The sequence below is a fragment of the Micromonospora cynarisoli genome (genome assembly GCF_030518815.1).
Taxonomy (GTDB): Bacteria; Actinomycetota; Actinomycetes; order Mycobacteriales; family Micromonosporaceae; genus Micromonospora; species Micromonospora wenchangensis.
The window spans coordinates 4,047,211-4,063,310 of the sequence record NZ_CP130426.1; the positions used below are offsets into that span (position 1 = coordinate 4,047,211).

A 16,100-nucleotide genomic window follows, 5' to 3' on the forward strand; every position below is an offset into this window, starting at 1 on the left:
CGGGTCGGCTCAGCGGGTCGGTTCGGCCGGGGTGGCCTGGGTGAGCAGGAGCAGGATCTCACCGGCCACCGCCGGTCGTTCCTCACCCGGGCAGTCCTGCGAGGTGATCAGGCCGGCCGTGGTGAGCAGGCTGGACGTCAACGCGTCGATGCAGCTCGCCCGGTACTCGCGGGCCTGGTCGGTCTCCTGGGCCAGCCGCGGGTCGGCCAGCAGCCGGTGCAACCGCTGCACCTGCTCCGGGTCCAGGGAACCGGCCGAGGTGACCCCGTCGCCGGCACAGTCGTCGCACTCCCACCGGCCGTCCGGCTCGACGGTCAGCGAGCGCAGTGGACCGTCCTCGCCGAGCTTCTGCACCAGGCTGACCCGGGTCGCCCCCGGTGCCGTCGTCCCGCCCCGGCCCTCCGCTGTGGACCTGCCCTCCCGGTCGGCCATCGCGCAGCCGGTCAGGGTGACCGTCATGACGGCGGGGACGAGGAGCGCACGTGACCACTGAGGGGGAACCACGCGCCGGAACCTATCCCACCCCGTTGCCGTCCGGAACCGGCCGACCGGCCCCGCCCCGCCTGGTGGAACCGGCCCCGGGCTGGTCAGCGGGAGGACGTCGGCAGGTGCAGCGGGTCGTCCTCGACGCCGTCGACACCCCGGTCGGCGGCGAACCCCCGGACGTCGGGGGCACCGAGGCGGGCCGCGTCGGCGGTCGCGTCGTCCGGCATGAGCTGCGACTCCCGCTCGGCCTCGACCCGGGCCCGGTAGTGCGCGATCTCCCGTTCCCGGGTGGCCGCGTCCCAGCCGAGCACCGCCCCCATCAGCTCCGCCGTGTGCCCGGCCGAGTCGACGCCCCGGTGGGTCGTCTCGAAGGAGATCCGGGTACGCCGGGTCAGCACGTCCTCCAGGTGCAGCGCCCCCTCGGAGCGGGTGGCGTAGGTCACCTCGGCGGCCAGATACTCGGGTGCGCCGGCCAGCGGTGAGGCGAGCAGCGGGTCGGCGGCGATCAGCGCCAGCACCTCCAGGGTGAGCGTGCCGTACCGCTCCAGCAGGTGTTCGACCACCCCGACGGGCACCCCGTGCCGGCGGGCCAGGTCGGCCCGGTCCCGCCACATCGCGGCGTACCCGTCGGCGCCGAGCAGCGGCAGGTCGGCGGTGCGCGAGGGGCGTACGCCGCCGAGCCGGTGGGCGGCCCGGTCGACCACGTCGGCGGCCATCACCCGGTAGGTCGTGTACTTGCCACCGGCCACCAGCAGCAGCCCGAGCATCGGCTCGAAGACGGCGTGTTCCCGGGAGAGCTTGGAGGTCGAGTCGGCCTCACCGGCGAGCAGCGGGCGCAGCCCGGCGTAGACGCCCTCGATGTCGGCGCTGGACAGCGGCCGGTCCAGCACCAGGTTGACCTGGTCGAGCAGGTACTGGATGTCGCGGGCGGAGGCGGCCGGGTGGGAGCGGTCGAGCCGCCAGTCGGTGTCGGTGGTCCCGATGATCCAGTGCCCGCCCCACGGGATGACGAAGAGCACGCTGGTGGCGGTGCGCACGATCAGCCCGGTCTCGCCGGTGATCGCCGAGCGGGGCACCACCAGGTGCACCCCCTTGGAGGCCCGGACCCGAACCCCGGGACGCAACCCGACGTCGTTGAGCATCCGGGACATGTCGTCGCTCCACACGCCGGTGGCGGCGATGACGGTACGGGCGCGTACCTCGAACTCGGCGTCCGGGGAGCCGGGGGGCGCCTCCAGGTCACGGACCCGGACCCCGGTGACCTCCCGGGCCTGCCGCACCAGCCCGACGGCGCGGGCGCTGCTCACCACCGTCGCGCCGAGGCTGGCGGCGGTGCGGGCCAGGGTCACCACCAGCCGGGCGTCGTCGACCTGCCCGTCGTAGTAGCGGATGGCCCCGGCCAGCGCGTCGGCCCGCAGGCTGGGGAAGACCCGGCGGGCACCCTCACGGGTCAGGTGCCGGTGCAGCGGCATCCCCCGGCCGGTGCCGAACAGCCCGGCGAAGGCGTCGTAGGCGGCCACACCGGCCCCGTAGTAGGAGCGGCGGACCAGCCGGGCCGGCAGGTCGCGCAGCCCCCGCCCGGCGGGGAGCGGGATCAGGAACGGGACCGGCCGGACCAGGTGCGGGGCGAGCCGGGTGGCGAGCAGACCCCGCTCGGTCAGCGCCTCGTGGACCAGGTGGAACTCCAGCTGTTCCAGGTAGCGCAGCCCGCCGTGGATCAGCTTGCTGGACCGGCTGGAGGTGCCGGCGGCGAAGTCGCGGGCCTCGACCAGGGCGACCTTGAGCCCCCGCGAGGCGGCGTCGAGCGCGGCACCGGCCCCGGTCGCCCCGCCTCCGATGACCAGCACGTCGAACCGCTCGGCCCGGAGCCGGCGCAGATCCGCGGCGCGGCGCTGCGGGGAGAGTTGACCGGCGGCGGATCGGGTCACATTGGGGTCACGCACCCGTCCACCGTAACCCGCCCGGTCCCGCCCGCAGCAGGCCCGCAACCGGCCAGGTTCCCCACCGCCCGCACGGTGACCGTGCGACGCGCCGCACGGCAGTGCCTCCCGGGCCGGGTCGTCGCAGCAGGGACGCGTCGTACTGTTTCCGGATGCTGGCCGACACACCCCCTCCGCCGGGCTACGGCTTCCCGCCGAGCGCCGCCCGTCCGTCGAGTCCGTGGCCGGTGGTGGCCGCCGCGCTCGCCGGTGGCTGGACGGTCACCCTCGTGGTGCTGCTCCAGGCGGTCGGCTGGTCGGTCGAGCAGTTGCAGGTGGCGGCGGGATGGGACCGGCAGGCGTGGCTGTGGCCGGCGCTCAGCCTGGCCACCGCCCTGCTGGTCGGCCTGCCCGCGCTGCTGCTGGCCCTGCTCCCCCGCTCGCCCCGGGTGCGGGCCACCGGCCGGGCCTGGCTGGCCGGCGCGCTGGCCCTGGTCGCCCTCGGGTCGCTGCGGGCGCTGCCGCAGGTGCACCACGAGGCGTACCTGGCCGCGCTGGCCGCGACGGCGACGCTGCTCGCGCTGCTGGCCACCCGGCTGCCCGCCCCGGCCCACCCGACTGCCGGCACGCATCCCCCGGCCGCCCCGCCCCGGGGCACCGACCCCGCGCACGGGGCACCAGGTTCCGCCGACCGGGGGCGGAGCAGCGAGCAGACCGAGCACGGTCGCGGGCCGGATGGCGGGGCCGGCCGGCCGCAGGCGGTCACCCTGCTGGCGATCGCCGCCGGCCTGGCGCTGCTGCTGCCGTGGGTCCGGTTCGGCGCGCTGGGCGGCCTGCTGGAGACGGTGCTCGCCGCGCTCGCCGCGACGGCGGTCGGCCTGCTGGCCGGGGCGCTGCTCGACGACCGGTTCTGGGCCCCCTTCACCGGTGACCGGCCACCCCGGTCGGCCCGTGCCGTGCTGGTCGGCGGCCTGGTCGCCGGGGTGGTCCTGCTGCTGGTCGTCGCGGGCACCGGCCACTCCGGCGTCCAACTCCCCGCGCTGCTCGTCGTCCCGCCCGTCGGGTTCGCGCTGGGCGCGTGCCAGGTGGCGGCCCGGCGGGCCGGCCGGCCCGCCGGTGCCGCGCCGGTGCGCTGGCTGGTCGGCCTGGCGGTGTTCGGCCCGTTGGCGCTCACCGACCCGGAGGAGATCTCGATCCTGCTGGCCACCACCCGCGACGTCCCCTACTGGGTCGCGGTCGCCTCGGGCGTCGGGTTCGCCGTCGCGGTCCTGCTGGCCGTCGGGTACGGGGTACTGCTCGCCCGGCCACGCGGGCGCGCGCCGCGCCGGCTGGTCGCCGCGTCGGGCGCGGCCGTCCTGCTGCTCACCGTCGGGGTGGTCGACGTGGCCGCCGGCCAGCCCGGCCTGTACGGGGAGCGGCTGCTGGTGGTGCTCCGCGAGCAGGCCGACCTCTCCGGCATCCCCGCCGGTACTCCCGGTCGGGCGGGCCGGGAGGCGCGGACCGCCGAGGTCTACCGCCGGCTGGTGGCGACCGCCGAACGCACCCAGGGCGGGCTGCGCCGGGACCTGAGCCGGCTGGGCCTCGACCCGACGCCGTACTACCTGGTCAACGCGATCGAGACCGACGGCGGGCCGGCGGTGCGGGCCTGGCTCTCCGGCCGCCCCGAGGTGGCCCGGGTGCTGGTCAGCCAGCGGCTCCGCCCGCTGCCCGTACCGGCGCCGGTCAGCCGGGGCGACCAACCGGCACCGACCGGGCCGGAGTGGAACCTGCGGATGATCGGGGCCGACCGGGTCTGGTCGGAGCTGTCCGTCACCGGCTCCGGGGTGGTGGTCGGCAGCTCGGACTCCGGGGTCGACGGCACACACCCGGCGCTGGCCGCCGGTTTCCGGGGCGGCGACGACTCCTGGTACGACCCGTGGAACCACACCCGCTCCCCCGCCGACTCCGGCGGCCACGGCACCCACACCGCGGGCAGCGCCGTGGGGCGGGACGGCATCGGGGTGGCTCCCGGCGCGCAGTGGGTGGGCTGCGTCAACCTCGATCGCAACCTGGGCAGTCCGGCGCACTACCTGGACTGTCTCCAGTTCATGCTGGCCCCGTTCCCGGCCGGCGGTGACCCGTTCACCGACGGACGGCCGGCGCGTGCCCCGGACGTGCTGACCAACTCGTGGGGGTGCCCGCCGGTGGAGGGCTGTGATCCGGGGGCGCTGCGTCCGGCGACCGCCGCCCTGGAGGCGGCGGGCATCCTGGTGGTGGCCGCCGCCGGGAACACCGGCCCGGACTGCGGGTCGATCGTCGACCCGCCGGCCCCGTACCCGGACGTGCTGACGGTGGGGGCGGTGAACCGGGACCGGGTGGTCGCCGAGTTCTCCAGCCGGGGCCCCGTCGCGGGCGGGGTGGTCAAGCCGGATCTGGTCGCGCCCGGGGCGGGGATCAGGTCCGCGATGCCCGGCGGCGGCTACGCCACGCTTGATGGCACCTCGATGGCCACCCCGCAGGTGGCGGGCGTGGTGGCGCTGATGTGGTCGGCGAATCCGGCGCTGGTCGGCGATCTGGCGCGGACCCGGAGCATCCTGCGGGACACCGCGCAACCGGCCGGGCCCGCCGACCTCAGTTGCGGGCCGGTGACGGCGTCGAGCGGGGCCGGGCTGGTCGACGCGTACGCGGCGGTGCGGGCGGCCCGCCGCTGACCGGTCCCCGCCCCCGGGGTGGGTCGGCCCGTCGCCGGGACGAACCGGCCTGGCCGGGGTGGGTACGGGCCACGGACACGGAACGGGGCGGACCGCTCGCGCGGCCCGCCCCGTTCGGGGTTGGAGCTGGACTCAGAAGTCCATGTCCCCGCCACCCGGGCCAGCCGGGGCGGCCGGGGTCTTCTCCGGCTTGTCCGCCACGACGGCCTCGGTGGTGAGGAAGAGCGCCGCGATCGACGAGGCGTTCTGCAGCGCCGACCGGGTCACCTTGGCCGGGTCGATGATGCCCGCGGCCAGCAGGTCGACGTACTCACCGCTGGCGGCGTTGAGGCCGTGCCCGGCGTCCAGGTTGCGGACGCGCTCGACGACCACACCACCCTCCAGCCCGGCGTTGACGGCGATCTGCCGCAGCGGGGCGTCCAGCGCGATCTTGACGATCTGCGCGCCGGTGGCCTCGTCGCCGGTCAGGTCCAGCTTGTCGAAGGCGGTCTTGCCGGCCTGCACCAGCGCGACGCCACCACCCGGGACGATGCCCTCCTCGACGGCGGCCTTCGCGTTGCGGACGGCGTCCTCGATGCGGTGCTTGCGCTCCTTCAGCTCGACCTCGGTGGCCGCGCCGACCTTGATCACCGCGACGCCGCCGGCCAGCTTGGCCAGCCGCTCCTGCAGCTTCTCGCGGTCGTAGTCGGAGTCGCTCTTGTCGATCTCGGCCCGGATCTGGTTGACCCGGCCCTGGATCTGGTCGGCGTCGCCGGCGCCGTCGACGATGGTGGTCTCGTCCTTGGTCACCACGACCTTGCGGGCGCGGCCCAGCATGTCGAGGCCGACGGCGTCGAGCTTGAGGCCGACCTCCTCGCTGATGACCTGACCACCGGTGAGGATGGCGATGTCGGCGAGCATGGCCTTGCGGCGGTCACCGAAGCCCGGCGCCTTGACGGCGACCGACTTGAAGGTGCCCCGGACCTTGTTGACGACCAGGGTCGCCAGGGCCTCGCCCTCGATGTCCTCGGCGATGATCAGCAGCGGCTTGCCCGACTGCATGACCTTCTCCAGGATCGGGAGCAGGTCCTTCACCGAGGAGATCTTGCTGTTGACGATCAGGAGGTACGGGTCGTCGAAGACGGCCTCCATACGCTCCGGGTCGGTCATGAAGTACGCGGAGATGTAGCCCTTGTCGAAGCGCATACCCTCGGTGAGCTCCAGCTCCAGCCCGAAGGTGTTGCTCTCCTCGACGGTGATGACGCCTTCCTTGCCGACCTTGTCCATCGCCTCGGCGATGATCTCACCGACGGTGCTGTCACCGGCGGAGATGGAGGCGGTGGAGGCGATCTGCTCCTTGGTCTCGACGTCCTTGGCGAGCTTGGACAGCTCCTCCGAGACGCTGGCCACGGCGGCCTCGATGCCCCGCTTCAGGGCCATCGGGTTGGCACCGGCGGCCACGTTGCGCAGACCCTCACGTACCAGGGCCTGGGCCAGGACGGTCGCCGTCGTCGTGCCGTCACCGGCGACGTCGTCGGTCTTCTTGGCGACCTCCTTGACCAGCTCGGCGCCGATCTTCTCGTACGGGTCCTCGAGCTCGATCTCCTTGGCGATGCTCACACCATCGTTGGTGATGGTGGGGGCGCCCCACTTCTTCTCGAGCACCACGTTGCGGCCCTTGGGGCCGAGGGTCACCTTCACGGCGTCGGCGAGCTGGTTCATGCCCCGCTCGAGGCCGCGGCGAGCCTCTTCGTCGAACGCGATCATCTTGGCCATACGGCGTTGTCCTCCTGGACACTCACGGGCCACCCGGGTGTTGTGCCCCGGACGGGCCGCCTGGTGTACGCACCTTGGGGACGTCGCCACCTGGCGACGACGACGTCCTCCTCGGTCGGGCCGGACAGCCCGCGACGACCGGCCATGTGCCACCCCGACGCCATCGAGACGCCTGCGTGACCGTGGCCCTACCGCCCCGACCATTGGCACTCATCGTATGCGAGTGCCAATGACTTGTTTAGCACTCTCCCCTGCCGAGTGCAAGCACGACGGGGCCGGTCAGCCGAGTTCCGCCACCAGTCGCGTGACGTTCACCGGCCCCTCCTGCGCCCGCTGCTCGGCGTACGTCACGACGAGCCCGACCAACTGCACCAGGTAGACCGGGAGGACCAGCACCGCGCTGACCAGGATCACCGCCACCGCGCCGACGGCGGTGCCCGGCGCGGTGAACGGGTCGGTGCCGAACGGCACGGTGCCCACCGACTCCACCACGCTGCCGAGCGCGCTGCCGAGGAGCACCGCCAGGGCGACGAGCGCCACCCGGCCGAGCACCATGCCCAGCCGGTCGTGGAACATGCGGAACGAGCGGCCGACCGGGTTCTGCCCCTCGAACAGGTAGACCGGGCCGGCCAGGGCGAGGGCGAAGGCCAGGTAGATGCCGGGCAGCAGGCAGAGGCAGAACCCGACACCGATGAGCACGCCCAGCACCAGCATCCATCCCCACAGGCCGAGGCAGCGGCGCGCGCCGTAGCGCAGCGCGCCGGGCAGGTCGGCGGGCTGACCGGCGGCCTGCCGGGCGACCACCCAGGTCCCGCCGGCCCAGCCGATGCCCTGCACCACCCCGAGCGCCAGCGCGACCAGGAGCACCGAGACGCCGTAGATCACCAGGTCGCTGAGGTAGTCCGCAGGCAGCGAACCGTCGGCGGGCAGCACGGTGGCGTCGGGCCCCATGCCGAGCGAGAGCAGGGACACCGCCACCGCCGGCACGACCTGGGTGAGCAGCATCAGCGGCAGCAGGGGCCGCCAGCTACGCCGTACCGCGCCGGTGCACCTGCCGAACCACCCCTCCAGACCGGCGTGCGGGGGGTTCACCAGCGGGTCCTCCGGACCCCAGGGACCAGGCCCGGCGAACGGCGGATGACCCCCGCCCGGCGGGAAGCCGCCACCGGCACCCAGCGGGTAGCCCGGGTACGGGCCACCGGGAGCCGGATAGCTCCAGCCCGGCGGCCAGGCCCCGGGCTGACCCCAGCCGGGCTGCCCGGGCGGGGTGCCCCATGGCTGCTGACCGGCGGGCATGCCCCCGGGCGGTTGCCCCCACGGGCCGCCCGGGGACCCGGCAGCGGGGTCGGGCGGACCCGAAGGCGACTGGTCGGACATGAACCCTCCTCAGCGGGGACGCCTGGACGGTTCACGATCTTTCCCGGCGCCGGCCTCCGCCGCCAACCGTCACCCGGACGCATCCGGCGGGTGGGAACCCGATCCGGCCACCGGGGCGGCCCGGCGGTGGGGACCCGGCGCGCCCCGTCACCGGGGGACGGGGCGGGACCGGCGAGGAGGTCAGGCGATGACGCGGACCCGTTCGGCCTGCGGGCCCTTCTGGCCCTGGGCGATCTCGAACTCCACCCGCTGACCGTCGTCGAGCGCCTTGTAGCCGTCCATTTCGATGGCGGAGAAGTGGACGAAGACGTCCTGCCCGCCGTCGACGGCGATGAAGCCGTAGCCCTTTTCGGAGTTGAACCACTTGACGGTGCCCTGTGCCACGGTGCACTTCCTCACTCTGCGCGGCGTTCCCCAACTCCGGATTGCCGGCGGGCCGACAGCGGAGAGCCACCGTTACGGCGGTCGGTGAGGACCGCTGAATCGGTGACCGAAATCGCACGCTACACGAGGAGTGACGACAGCGCACGACCACAAATATGGTCAAATCAGACGGGTATCGACCCGGTCACCCATCGGTGAACATCGCTGCGGTATGCATGCCCCCATGACCTCTGCCCCGGCCCCACCGGCGACCCGCACGGCCCCCGTGCACCGGGTGCGTCCGCAGGACGCGGCCCGGATGCGGGCGCTGCGGCTGGAGATGCTCGCGGACGCGCCGCTGGCCTTCCTGGAGACCGTCGCCGAGGCCGCCGCCCGGCCGCACGCCGACTACGCGGCCCGGATCGCGTACGTGTCCCAGGGGTGCCACACCGCCCAGTTCGTGGCCGACCCCGGCGGTCGGCTGGTCGGGCACGCGGGCGGCACCGTCTCCCCCGACGAGCCGGATCTGACGGTTGTCTACGCGGTCTACGTGACCCCCTCGTGGCGGGGCAGCGGGCTGCTCGGCGCGCTGATCGACGAGGTTGCCGCCTGGTCGCGCGCCTGCGGCCGGCCGCAGCTCATGCTGGAGGTGGTGGTCGGCAACGACCGGGCCCGCCGGGCCTACCACCGCCTGGGCTTCACCGACACCGGGGTACGCGTCCCGCACCCCAAGCTCCCCGCCCTCAACGAACTCCAGATGCGCCGCCCCGCCTGACCCCCTCCCTCCCACCGCTCCCCTTCCCCACCCACACCCCGCCGCCCGCCCGACCGGTGCCCGCCCAGCCCCGGTGATCAAGAGGTTCAGGTCACCCGGAGGTCCGGAGCTGACGCGAACCTCTTGATCACCGAGGCGAGAGCCGGCGAGGCGAGAGGAGGCGAGGGGCGGGGGCGGGAGTCAGGCGGGGCGGCGGGACTGGACGATGCGGAAGCGGTTGGCCACGTAGGCGCCGTCGGTCAGGGCGGCGTTGGCGGCCGGGTTCGCGCCGCTGCCGTGGAAGTCCGAGAAGGCGGCGGACTGGTTCACGAAGACCCCGCCGGTCAGGTTGGCCGACAGGTGCACCCCGGCGTCGATCGCGGCGGCCTCGGCGGCGTCCAGCACCGCCTCGTCGGTGGAGTAGACGGCGGCGGTCAGCGCGCCGCACTCCCCCACGGTGGAGCGGAGGATCTCCAGCCCGTGCGCGGTCGAGTCGGTGGCGATGACGAACGAGATCGGCCCGAACCACTCCCGGCCGTAGACCTCGGTGTCGGTGGCGGCGAGCTTGACGATGGTCGGCGTCCGGACCACCGCGTCGGGCAGCGCCGGGTGCGTGACGGTACGCGACTCCAGCACCGCCTCGCCGACCTTGGTGACCTCGTCGAGACGTTCCAGCACCCCGTCGTTGACGATCGCCCCGGTGAGTTCCACCCCCCGGGCCGGGTCGGCGGTGAGCTTGCCGACGGCGGCGGCGATACCGGCGGCCACCTCGTCGAAGCTCTTGTGCCCCTGGTCGGTGTCGATGCCGGCGGCGGGGATCAGGATGTTCTGCGAGGTGGTGCACATCTGCCCGCTGTAGAGGGTCAGCGTGAAACCGAGGTTGCGGCACATCCCGGCGAAGTCGTCGGTGGAGTCGATCACGACGGTGTTCAGGCCGGCCTTCTCGGTGTAGACGGTCGCCTGCCGGGCGTTGGCCTCCAGCCAGTCGCCGTACCCGGTGGAACCGGTGAAGTCGACGATCTTCACGGCGGGGTGCAGGGCCAGGGTGGAGGCCAGCTTCTCGCCGGGGGCCTCGGGGGCGAGCAGCACCAGGTCGGGGTCGAAGCCGGCCTCGGCGAGCACCTCCCGGGCGTACTTCACGGTGATCGCCAGGGGCAGCACCGCGCGGGGGTGCGGCTTGACCACCACCGGGTTGCCTGTCACCAGCGAGGCGAACAGCCCGGGGTACGAGTTCCAGGTCGGGAAGGTGTTGCAGCCGATCACCAGGGCCACCCCGCGCGGCACCACGTGGAACGTCTTGGTCATCCGCAGCGGGTCGCCCTTGCCGGCGGCCTTCTCCCAGCCGGCCGTCCCGGGGTGCCGGGTCATCTCCGCGTACGCGTAGGCGATCGCCTCCAGCGCCCGGTCCAGCGCGTGCGCGCCGCCGGCCTGGAACGCCATCACGAACGCCTGCCCGCTGGTGAACTGCACCGCGTTGGCCAGCTCGAAGATGTGGCTGTGCAGCCGGGCGAGGATCTCCAGGCACACCCCCACCCGGGTCTGCGGGCCGGCGTCGCGCCAGGCCGGCAGGGCGGCGGAGGCGGCGGCGACCACCTCGTCCGCGCCCGGGTGCGGATAGCGCACGTCCAGGGCCACCCCGAACGGGCTCGTCTCGGTGGCGACCCGGTCGGCCGCCCCCGGCTGGTCGAGCGGGAAGTCACCACCGAGGTACGCCTCGAAGGCGGCCCTGCCGTCGGCGGCGGCGGTCTCGCCGTACACCCGGGGGCTGGGTGATTCGGGATACGCGGACCAGTACCCCCGCTCGGTGATCGCGGTCAGCGCCCGGTGGAGGGTGTCGGCGTGCCTGTCGTACAGCGGGTGCGGGGTCTCCGTCATGCCCGCCATCATGCAACAGATGGCGGCCAGATCAGTAGGGGCGTGTCACAGATCAGATGGTCGCCTGCCACTCCGTGGCCCCGGCCACCGGCCGGAACCCGAGCTGCTCGTTGATCGCGATCATGTGGGTGTTCAGCGCCGCGTTGTAGGTGTCGACCACGCTCAGCTCCGGCTCGTACGCCAGGGTGTGTTCGAGGTTCTCGGCCTTGCAGAGCAGGCCGAGCCGGTGCCCCCGGTGGGCCGGATCGACGATGGTGATCTGCTGCCAGGCGTGCCGGGTGGTGTTCGCGGCCAGGCTGAGCACGCTCCACGCGACCAGCCGGCCGGACGCCCCGTGCACGGCGGCGACGCTGTACCGGCGGACCCCCCGCGCGTCGAGCGCCTGCTCCATGCCCTGCATCCGCTCGGCGTCCATCCGCTCGGGCTCCCACTCCAGGTCGCCCAGGGGCGCGTCGGTCATCAGCCGGCCCTCCAGGTGGGCGAGGTCGGTGAGGTGCTCCGACGGCGGGTGTCCGTGCCAGCGGACCGTGCGGTAGCCGGCGGCGGCCGATCGCGCCCCGGCCCGCAGGGCGGCCAGCCGGGTCCGGTCGAGCGCGGTGACGTCCAGCCGGCGACGGACTTCGACGAGCACCGGCCGGGCACCGAGCGCCGCCGCGAAAGCACCCCCGGGAAACTCCCGCCCCGCCCCGGCCGACGCGTGCCCGTCCGGCCAGGCCGGCGTCGCGTCGCAGGGGTCGTCGGGGAGCGCGGTCACGGCGGCGCCGACCACCCGTTTGCAGCCGGCCCTCCGGAGCAGTAGCCGGGCGTGGGCGAACAACGCCCGCCCCACCCCGCGCCGCCGGTACGCCGGGTCCACCGCCAGCTCGATGTTGGCGTTGTCGGTGTTGTCCAGCAGGTGCAGGTTGACCCGGACCCAGCCGACGGGCACCCCGTCGAGTCGGGCCACCGACCACCGGGTGTCGATGCCGGGCATCGGGTGCCACAGCGGTGCCTCGAAGCGTCGCCGGCACGGCGGCGGCAGGTCGGGGGATTCCATCGCCTCGACCGTGGCCGCGATCCGGTAGGCCGCGTCGAGGGTGGGTTGGTCGGTCCGGTCGATCGTCGCGACGTCCAGGGCCACGCCGCGAGTCTTTCCCGTGGACGACATCGGGGGCCAGCGGATTTCCGCTGGCCCCCGATTCACGTTGGTCGGGAGGGACGTTCGCACAACGCCTCCGGCGTTGGGTCGTAAGAACTTGAAAAGTCTCCGGCGAAAGCCCTCCCGCACGGAGCATCTTCCGCCGCCCGGTTCGTGCCGTCAAGTCCCTCCCGGTGGGTTTTCACCACCCACCGCGAAAACCCGGTCACCCAGAGATCCACTCGGACCGTCGCGCGCCCATGATCGAAACGACCGGGCCGAGAGGGTGGCGTTCCGGCACGCTGACACCGCACCGTGCGCCCCGACGAGTCGATCGTCGGAGTACGGGGTGGCGAACGGTCAGGAGAGGAGACCGGCGTCGCGGGCGGCCCGCAGGGACGGCTTGATCCGGTGGGTGGGGCCGACCTGACCGGCGACCGCGTCGATGGTCTTCAGGCCCTCGCCGGTGTTGAAGACGACCGTCTCGGCGGTCGGGTCGAGTCGGCCGGTCTCGACGAGCTTGCGCAGCACCGCCACGGTCACCCCGCCGGCCGTTTCGGCGAAGACGCCCGTGGTACGGGCCAACAGCCGGATGCCGGCGCGGATCTCCTCGTCGTCGACGTACTCCATCCAGCCGCCGGTACGCCGCACCGCCTCCAGGGCGTACAGGCCGGCGGCGGGGTCGCCGATGTTGAGGGACTTGGCGATGCCGGTCGGCCGGACCGGGGTGATGGTGTCGGTGTCGGCGTGCAGGGCGGCGGCGATCGGGTTGCAGCCTGCCGACTGGGCGCCGAACACCCGCCAGCCCCCGGCCGGGGCCTCGACCAGGCCGATCTCGACCAGCTCGGTGAACGCCTTGTCGATCTTGGTGAGCAGTTCGCCGGAGGCCATCGGGATGACCACCTGGGCCGGGATCCGCCAGCCGAGCTGCTCGGCCACCTCGTACCCGAGGGTCTTGGAGCCCTCGGCGTAGTAGGGCCGGACGTTGACGTTGACGAAGGCGGTGTCCTCGAACTCGTCGGTCTCCACCAGCTCGCCGCAGAGCCGGTTCACGTCGTCGTACGAGCCGTCGATGGCGACCAGGTCGCCGCCGTAGACGGCGGTGGTGATCACCTTGCCCTGCTCCAGGTCGCCCGGGATGAAGACCACCGAGGGCGCACCGGCGCGGGCCGCGTGGGCGGCCACCGAGTTGGCCAGGTTGCCGGTCGAGGCGCAGGCGAACCGCTGGAAGCCGAGCGCCTTCGCGGCGGTGAGCGCCACCGAGACCACCCGGTCCTTGAACGAGTGGGTCGGGTTGGCGCTGTCGTCCTTGACCCACAGCGGCGCGCTGATGCCCAGCTCGGCGGCGAGGTTGGGGGCCGCCACCAGCGGGGTCAGCCCCGGGTCGAGGGTGACCCGGGTGGCCGGGTCCTGGCCGGCGGGCAGGAGGGCGGCGTACCGCCAGATGTTCTGCGGGCCGGCCTCGATCTGCTCCCGGGTGACGCGCGCCAGCGCGGCGGCGTCGTAGTCGACCTCCAGCGGGCCGAAACACTCGTAACAGGCGTGCTGCGCGGCGAGCGGGTAACGGGCGGAGCAGGCGCGGCAGACCAGGGCGCGGGCGGGGCTGGCGGCGGTGTCGATACCGGGGGCGGCGAGCGTCGACGTCATGTCGATTCCTCTCATCTTTCCCCGCATCGCACCCTGCGGCGGGGACGGAATTGGCACCTGCCCCGCCGGACGCTCAGCGATGAGCGCGCGGGGTGGTTGCCGGGGCGTCGTCGGGCCGTATCCCTCAGCCCCTCTGGATGAGGTATGCAGTTGTGAAGCCGAGTCTAGGCAGCTTCGCGGCCATCGCCCAGCCCGCTTCCCACGGTGTGAACCATGGTGTGCGCCACTCCGCCGCCGGGCACCTGCCGACCACCCCGGTCGAGACCGATGTTTCGGGGAAGTTTCCAGCTCAACACGCCCGTACGCACCGGGCGGAGAAAGCCGTACGCCGACCCTCCGGTCGGCCCCTGACCGCGCTCCGACAGGGCGGCCCGGGCCGTCCATGGAGCCGATGACCGGCATTGCCATCGATCAGTACGGTGCGGGTCACCTGATGTCGAGAGAGGACCCCCCGGCCATGCGACGGATCCCGTTGAGCCTCACCGGTCTCGCCCTGGTCTGCCTGCTCACCGCGTGCGGGGGTGAACAGGGCACGACGGACGGGGCGGCGCCCACGGTCGACCCGTCCACCGGACCCTCCACCGCCTCGGTGCTGAACGCGGCCACGCCCGAGCCGACGCCCACCGAGGCCGAGCCGACCCCGCAGAAGAAGAGCGCCCCCAGCACCGCCCCGGCGGCCACCACCACCCTCCCGGCGCCGGTGGTCAAGGCTCCGCTGACCTGCGCCCATCTGGCGGGCGCCAAGCTCGGCAGCAGCAAGACGCCCTACAACGGCTACCCGGACTACCTGCCGCTGACCGAGGGGCAGTGGTCGGGCGAGGACGGCGCGACAGTGACGCTCCAGAAGCCCTGCGGCATCGGCGACCTCGACGGCGACGGCGCGGACGACGCGGTCGGTGTGGTCTCGCTCAACTCCGGGGGCAGCGGCACCTTCTACACCGTCGCGGTGTGGCGCAACAACGGCGGCCTGCCGGTGTTCCGGGCGCTGGCCGACCTCGGCGACCGGACCCCGGTCGTGTCGGTGAGCGTGGCCGGGCGGCGGGCCACCGTGGTCTGGTTGACCCGCGGCCCCAGCCGGGGCATGGCCGAGCTGGACATCAAGCGCACGTCGGTCTACAAGCTCTCCGGCAGCACGCTCACCGAGGTGAGCCACACCGACGCTCCCTACAACCCCTGACCGGGCGCGTCGCCGGGGCCGCCTCGTCGAGGCTCCGGCGACGCGGGTCAGTCCGTCAGACCGGCACCGAGCTGGGCTCGGACACCGGGGCCGCCGGGGCGTCGGAACGCCGGCGGCCGAGCAGCGTGTCGAGCGCCCAGGAACCCGGGCCGAGCACCGCGATCAGCAGGAACGACCAGCAGAACAGCGCGGACAGCTCGCCGCCGTTGCGCAGCGGCAGCAGGTCCTCCGGCTGGTGCACCACGAAGTAGGCGTACGCCATCGAGCCGGACGCGAGCAGCGCCGCGGGCCGGGTGAAGAGACCGGCCAGCACCAGCGCGCCGCAGACCAGCTGGATCAGCGCGGCCCACCAGCCCGGCCAGGTACCGACCGGGATGGCCTTGCCGGTCATCGGGTTGCCGCCGAACAACCCGAAGACCGACGACAGGCCGTGCAGCGTGAACAGCAAGCCGATGACGATGCGGTACAGGGACAGGGTCGGCCCGCCGAGCCGAGAGACGTTCATGGGAACCTCCATGGAAGGGATTACGTCCCACCATGATGAGGCATCGAAGCAGTTAAATCGATAAATTCTTTGTTACTGGGAAGATCCCGTTGCGAGACAATACCCCACCCCCGCAACCCGGGTCGCCCGCCCGTCGCGCCGACGCCGATCCGGCCGGCGACACCCGACACGCGGCCGGCGTCCACCCCGCCGCCACACCCACGCCGAGCGGCACCCCGAGGGCGTTCGATACGTAATGATTGTTAACTATTAATGAACTGTCATTAAATTCATACGCCATGTTTATGGTAAATGAATATGCGCACAATTCGCGTGACCGCCGGCGGGAACGTCACGGAGCGGGCGGCACCACCAGCCGGCCCGGCCGCCCCGACCCCGGCGACCCGGACGACACGGCTCCCCGACCGTCGCACCCGACCGGCACCGCCGGAGCGC

The 16,100-nt window shown here is 73.4% G+C and carries 12 protein-coding genes and 1 riboswitch; of the genes, 3 read left to right on the top strand and 9 right to left on the bottom strand.

Features of this window, described 5'->3' with window-relative positions:
• Positions 1 to 9: 9 nt before the first annotated feature.
• Together Q2K16_RS17315 and Q2K16_RS17320 are read right to left on the bottom strand one after the other, a co-directional pair.
• On the bottom strand, positions 10 to 459 hold the full coding sequence (locus Q2K16_RS17315; RefSeq protein WP_302738638.1) for a hypothetical protein: 450 nt from the start codon (positions 457 to 459) through the stop codon (positions 10 to 12).
• Between the two features lie 128 nt (positions 460 to 587).
• Positions 588 to 2,429 (bottom strand): glycerol-3-phosphate dehydrogenase/oxidase, encoded by a 1,842-nt coding sequence (locus tag Q2K16_RS17320; RefSeq protein ID WP_489671776.1) that lies wholly within the window; start codon positions 2,427 to 2,429, stop codon positions 588 to 590.
• Between the two features lie 149 nt (positions 2,430 to 2,578).
• On the opposite strand from Q2K16_RS17320, the gene Q2K16_RS17325 reads away from it, so the two are divergent.
• Positions 2,579 to 5,095, top strand: a complete 2,517-nt coding sequence (locus tag Q2K16_RS17325) for a S8 family serine peptidase (protein ID WP_302738639.1) — start codon at positions 2,579 to 2,581, stop codon at positions 5,093 to 5,095.
• Between the two features lie 132 nt (positions 5,096 to 5,227).
• On the opposite strand, the gene groL is transcribed toward Q2K16_RS17325, so the two are convergent.
• The 3 genes from groL to Q2K16_RS17340 form a co-directional block, all read right to left on the bottom strand.
• Positions 5,228 to 6,850 carry a chaperonin GroEL gene (gene groL / locus Q2K16_RS17330; protein WP_088643186.1) on the bottom strand — a complete coding sequence of 541 codons (1,623 nt, stop codon included), beginning with the start codon at positions 6,848 to 6,850 and terminating at the stop codon, positions 5,228 to 5,230.
• A 279-nt stretch (positions 6,851 to 7,129) separates the two neighbouring features.
• The gene (locus Q2K16_RS17335) at positions 7,130 to 7,942 is read right to left on the bottom strand and encodes a hypothetical protein (protein WP_302738640.1); all 813 of its coding nucleotides are present in this window, start codon (positions 7,940 to 7,942) and stop codon (positions 7,130 to 7,132) included.
• A gap of 465 nt (positions 7,943 to 8,407) precedes the next feature.
• Positions 8,408 to 8,611 (bottom strand): cold-shock protein, encoded by a 204-nt coding sequence (locus tag Q2K16_RS17340; RefSeq protein ID WP_067305333.1) that lies wholly within the window; start codon positions 8,609 to 8,611, stop codon positions 8,408 to 8,410.
• 223 nt (positions 8,612 to 8,834) lie between these two features.
• Between Q2K16_RS17340 and Q2K16_RS17345 the strand changes: the two genes are divergently transcribed.
• The gene (locus Q2K16_RS17345) at positions 8,835 to 9,365 is read left to right on the top strand and encodes a GNAT family N-acetyltransferase (protein WP_302738641.1); all 531 of its coding nucleotides are present in this window, start codon (positions 8,835 to 8,837) and stop codon (positions 9,363 to 9,365) included.
• Positions 9,366 to 9,545: 180 nt separating this feature from the next.
• Here Q2K16_RS17345 and paaN read toward each other — a convergent pair whose 3' ends face one another.
• From paaN to thrC, 3 genes are all read right to left on the bottom strand, one after another.
• Positions 9,546 to 11,219: a phenylacetic acid degradation protein PaaN gene (gene paaN / locus Q2K16_RS17350; RefSeq protein WP_302738642.1), complete on the bottom strand. Its 1,674-nt coding sequence runs from the start codon at positions 11,217 to 11,219 to the stop codon at positions 9,546 to 9,548.
• Positions 11,220 to 11,271: 52 nt separating this feature from the next.
• The gene (locus Q2K16_RS17355) at positions 11,272 to 12,339 is read right to left on the bottom strand and encodes a GNAT family N-acetyltransferase (RefSeq protein ID WP_302738643.1); all 1,068 of its coding nucleotides are present in this window, start codon (positions 12,337 to 12,339) and stop codon (positions 11,272 to 11,274) included.
• 357 nt (positions 12,340 to 12,696) lie between these two features.
• Complete coding sequence (gene thrC / locus Q2K16_RS17360) at positions 12,697 to 13,983, bottom strand: threonine synthase (RefSeq protein ID WP_302738644.1); 1,287 nt, start codon at positions 13,981 to 13,983, stop codon at positions 12,697 to 12,699.
• Positions 13,984 to 13,991: 8 nt separating this feature from the next.
• A riboswitch (SAM riboswitch) is annotated at positions 13,992 to 14,127 on the bottom strand.
• A gap of 313 nt (positions 14,128 to 14,440) precedes the next feature.
• On the opposite strand from thrC, the gene Q2K16_RS17365 reads away from it, so the two are divergent.
• Positions 14,441 to 15,160: a hypothetical protein gene (locus Q2K16_RS17365; protein ID WP_302738645.1), complete on the top strand. Its 720-nt coding sequence runs from the start codon at positions 14,441 to 14,443 to the stop codon at positions 15,158 to 15,160.
• Between the two features lie 55 nt (positions 15,161 to 15,215).
• Here the strand turns inward: Q2K16_RS17365 and Q2K16_RS17370 are convergent, their stop codons facing one another.
• Positions 15,216 to 15,665, bottom strand: coding sequence for a DoxX family protein (locus Q2K16_RS17370; protein WP_302738646.1), 450 nt, complete (start codon positions 15,663 to 15,665; stop codon positions 15,216 to 15,218).
• Between the last annotated feature and the right edge of the window lie 435 nt (positions 15,666 to 16,100).

Bases quoted from the DNA above. Each gene is read 5' to 3' on its own strand.
- Q2K16_RS17315 (WP_302738638.1), bottom strand. From the start codon at position 459: ATGACGGTCACCCTGACCGGCTGCGCGATGGCCGACCGGGAGGGCAGG.
- Q2K16_RS17325 (WP_302738639.1), top strand. From the start codon at position 2,579: ATGCTGGCCGACACACCCCCTCCGCCGGGCTACGGCTTCCCGCCGAGC.
- groL (WP_088643186.1), bottom strand. From the start codon at position 6,850: ATGGCCAAGATGATCGCGTTCGACGAAGAGGCTCGCCGCGGCCTCGAG.
- Q2K16_RS17345 (WP_302738641.1), top strand. From the start codon at position 8,835: ATGACCTCTGCCCCGGCCCCACCGGCGACCCGCACGGCCCCCGTGCAC.
- paaN (WP_302738642.1), bottom strand. From the start codon at position 11,219: ATGACGGAGACCCCGCACCCGCTGTACGACAGGCACGCCGACACCCTC.
- thrC (WP_302738644.1), bottom strand. From the start codon at position 13,983: ATGACGTCGACGCTCGCCGCCCCCGGTATCGACACCGCCGCCAGCCCC.
- Q2K16_RS17365 (WP_302738645.1), top strand. From the start codon at position 14,441: ATGCGACGGATCCCGTTGAGCCTCACCGGTCTCGCCCTGGTCTGCCTG.
- Q2K16_RS17370 (WP_302738646.1), bottom strand. From the start codon at position 15,665: ATGAACGTCTCTCGGCTCGGCGGGCCGACCCTGTCCCTGTACCGCATC.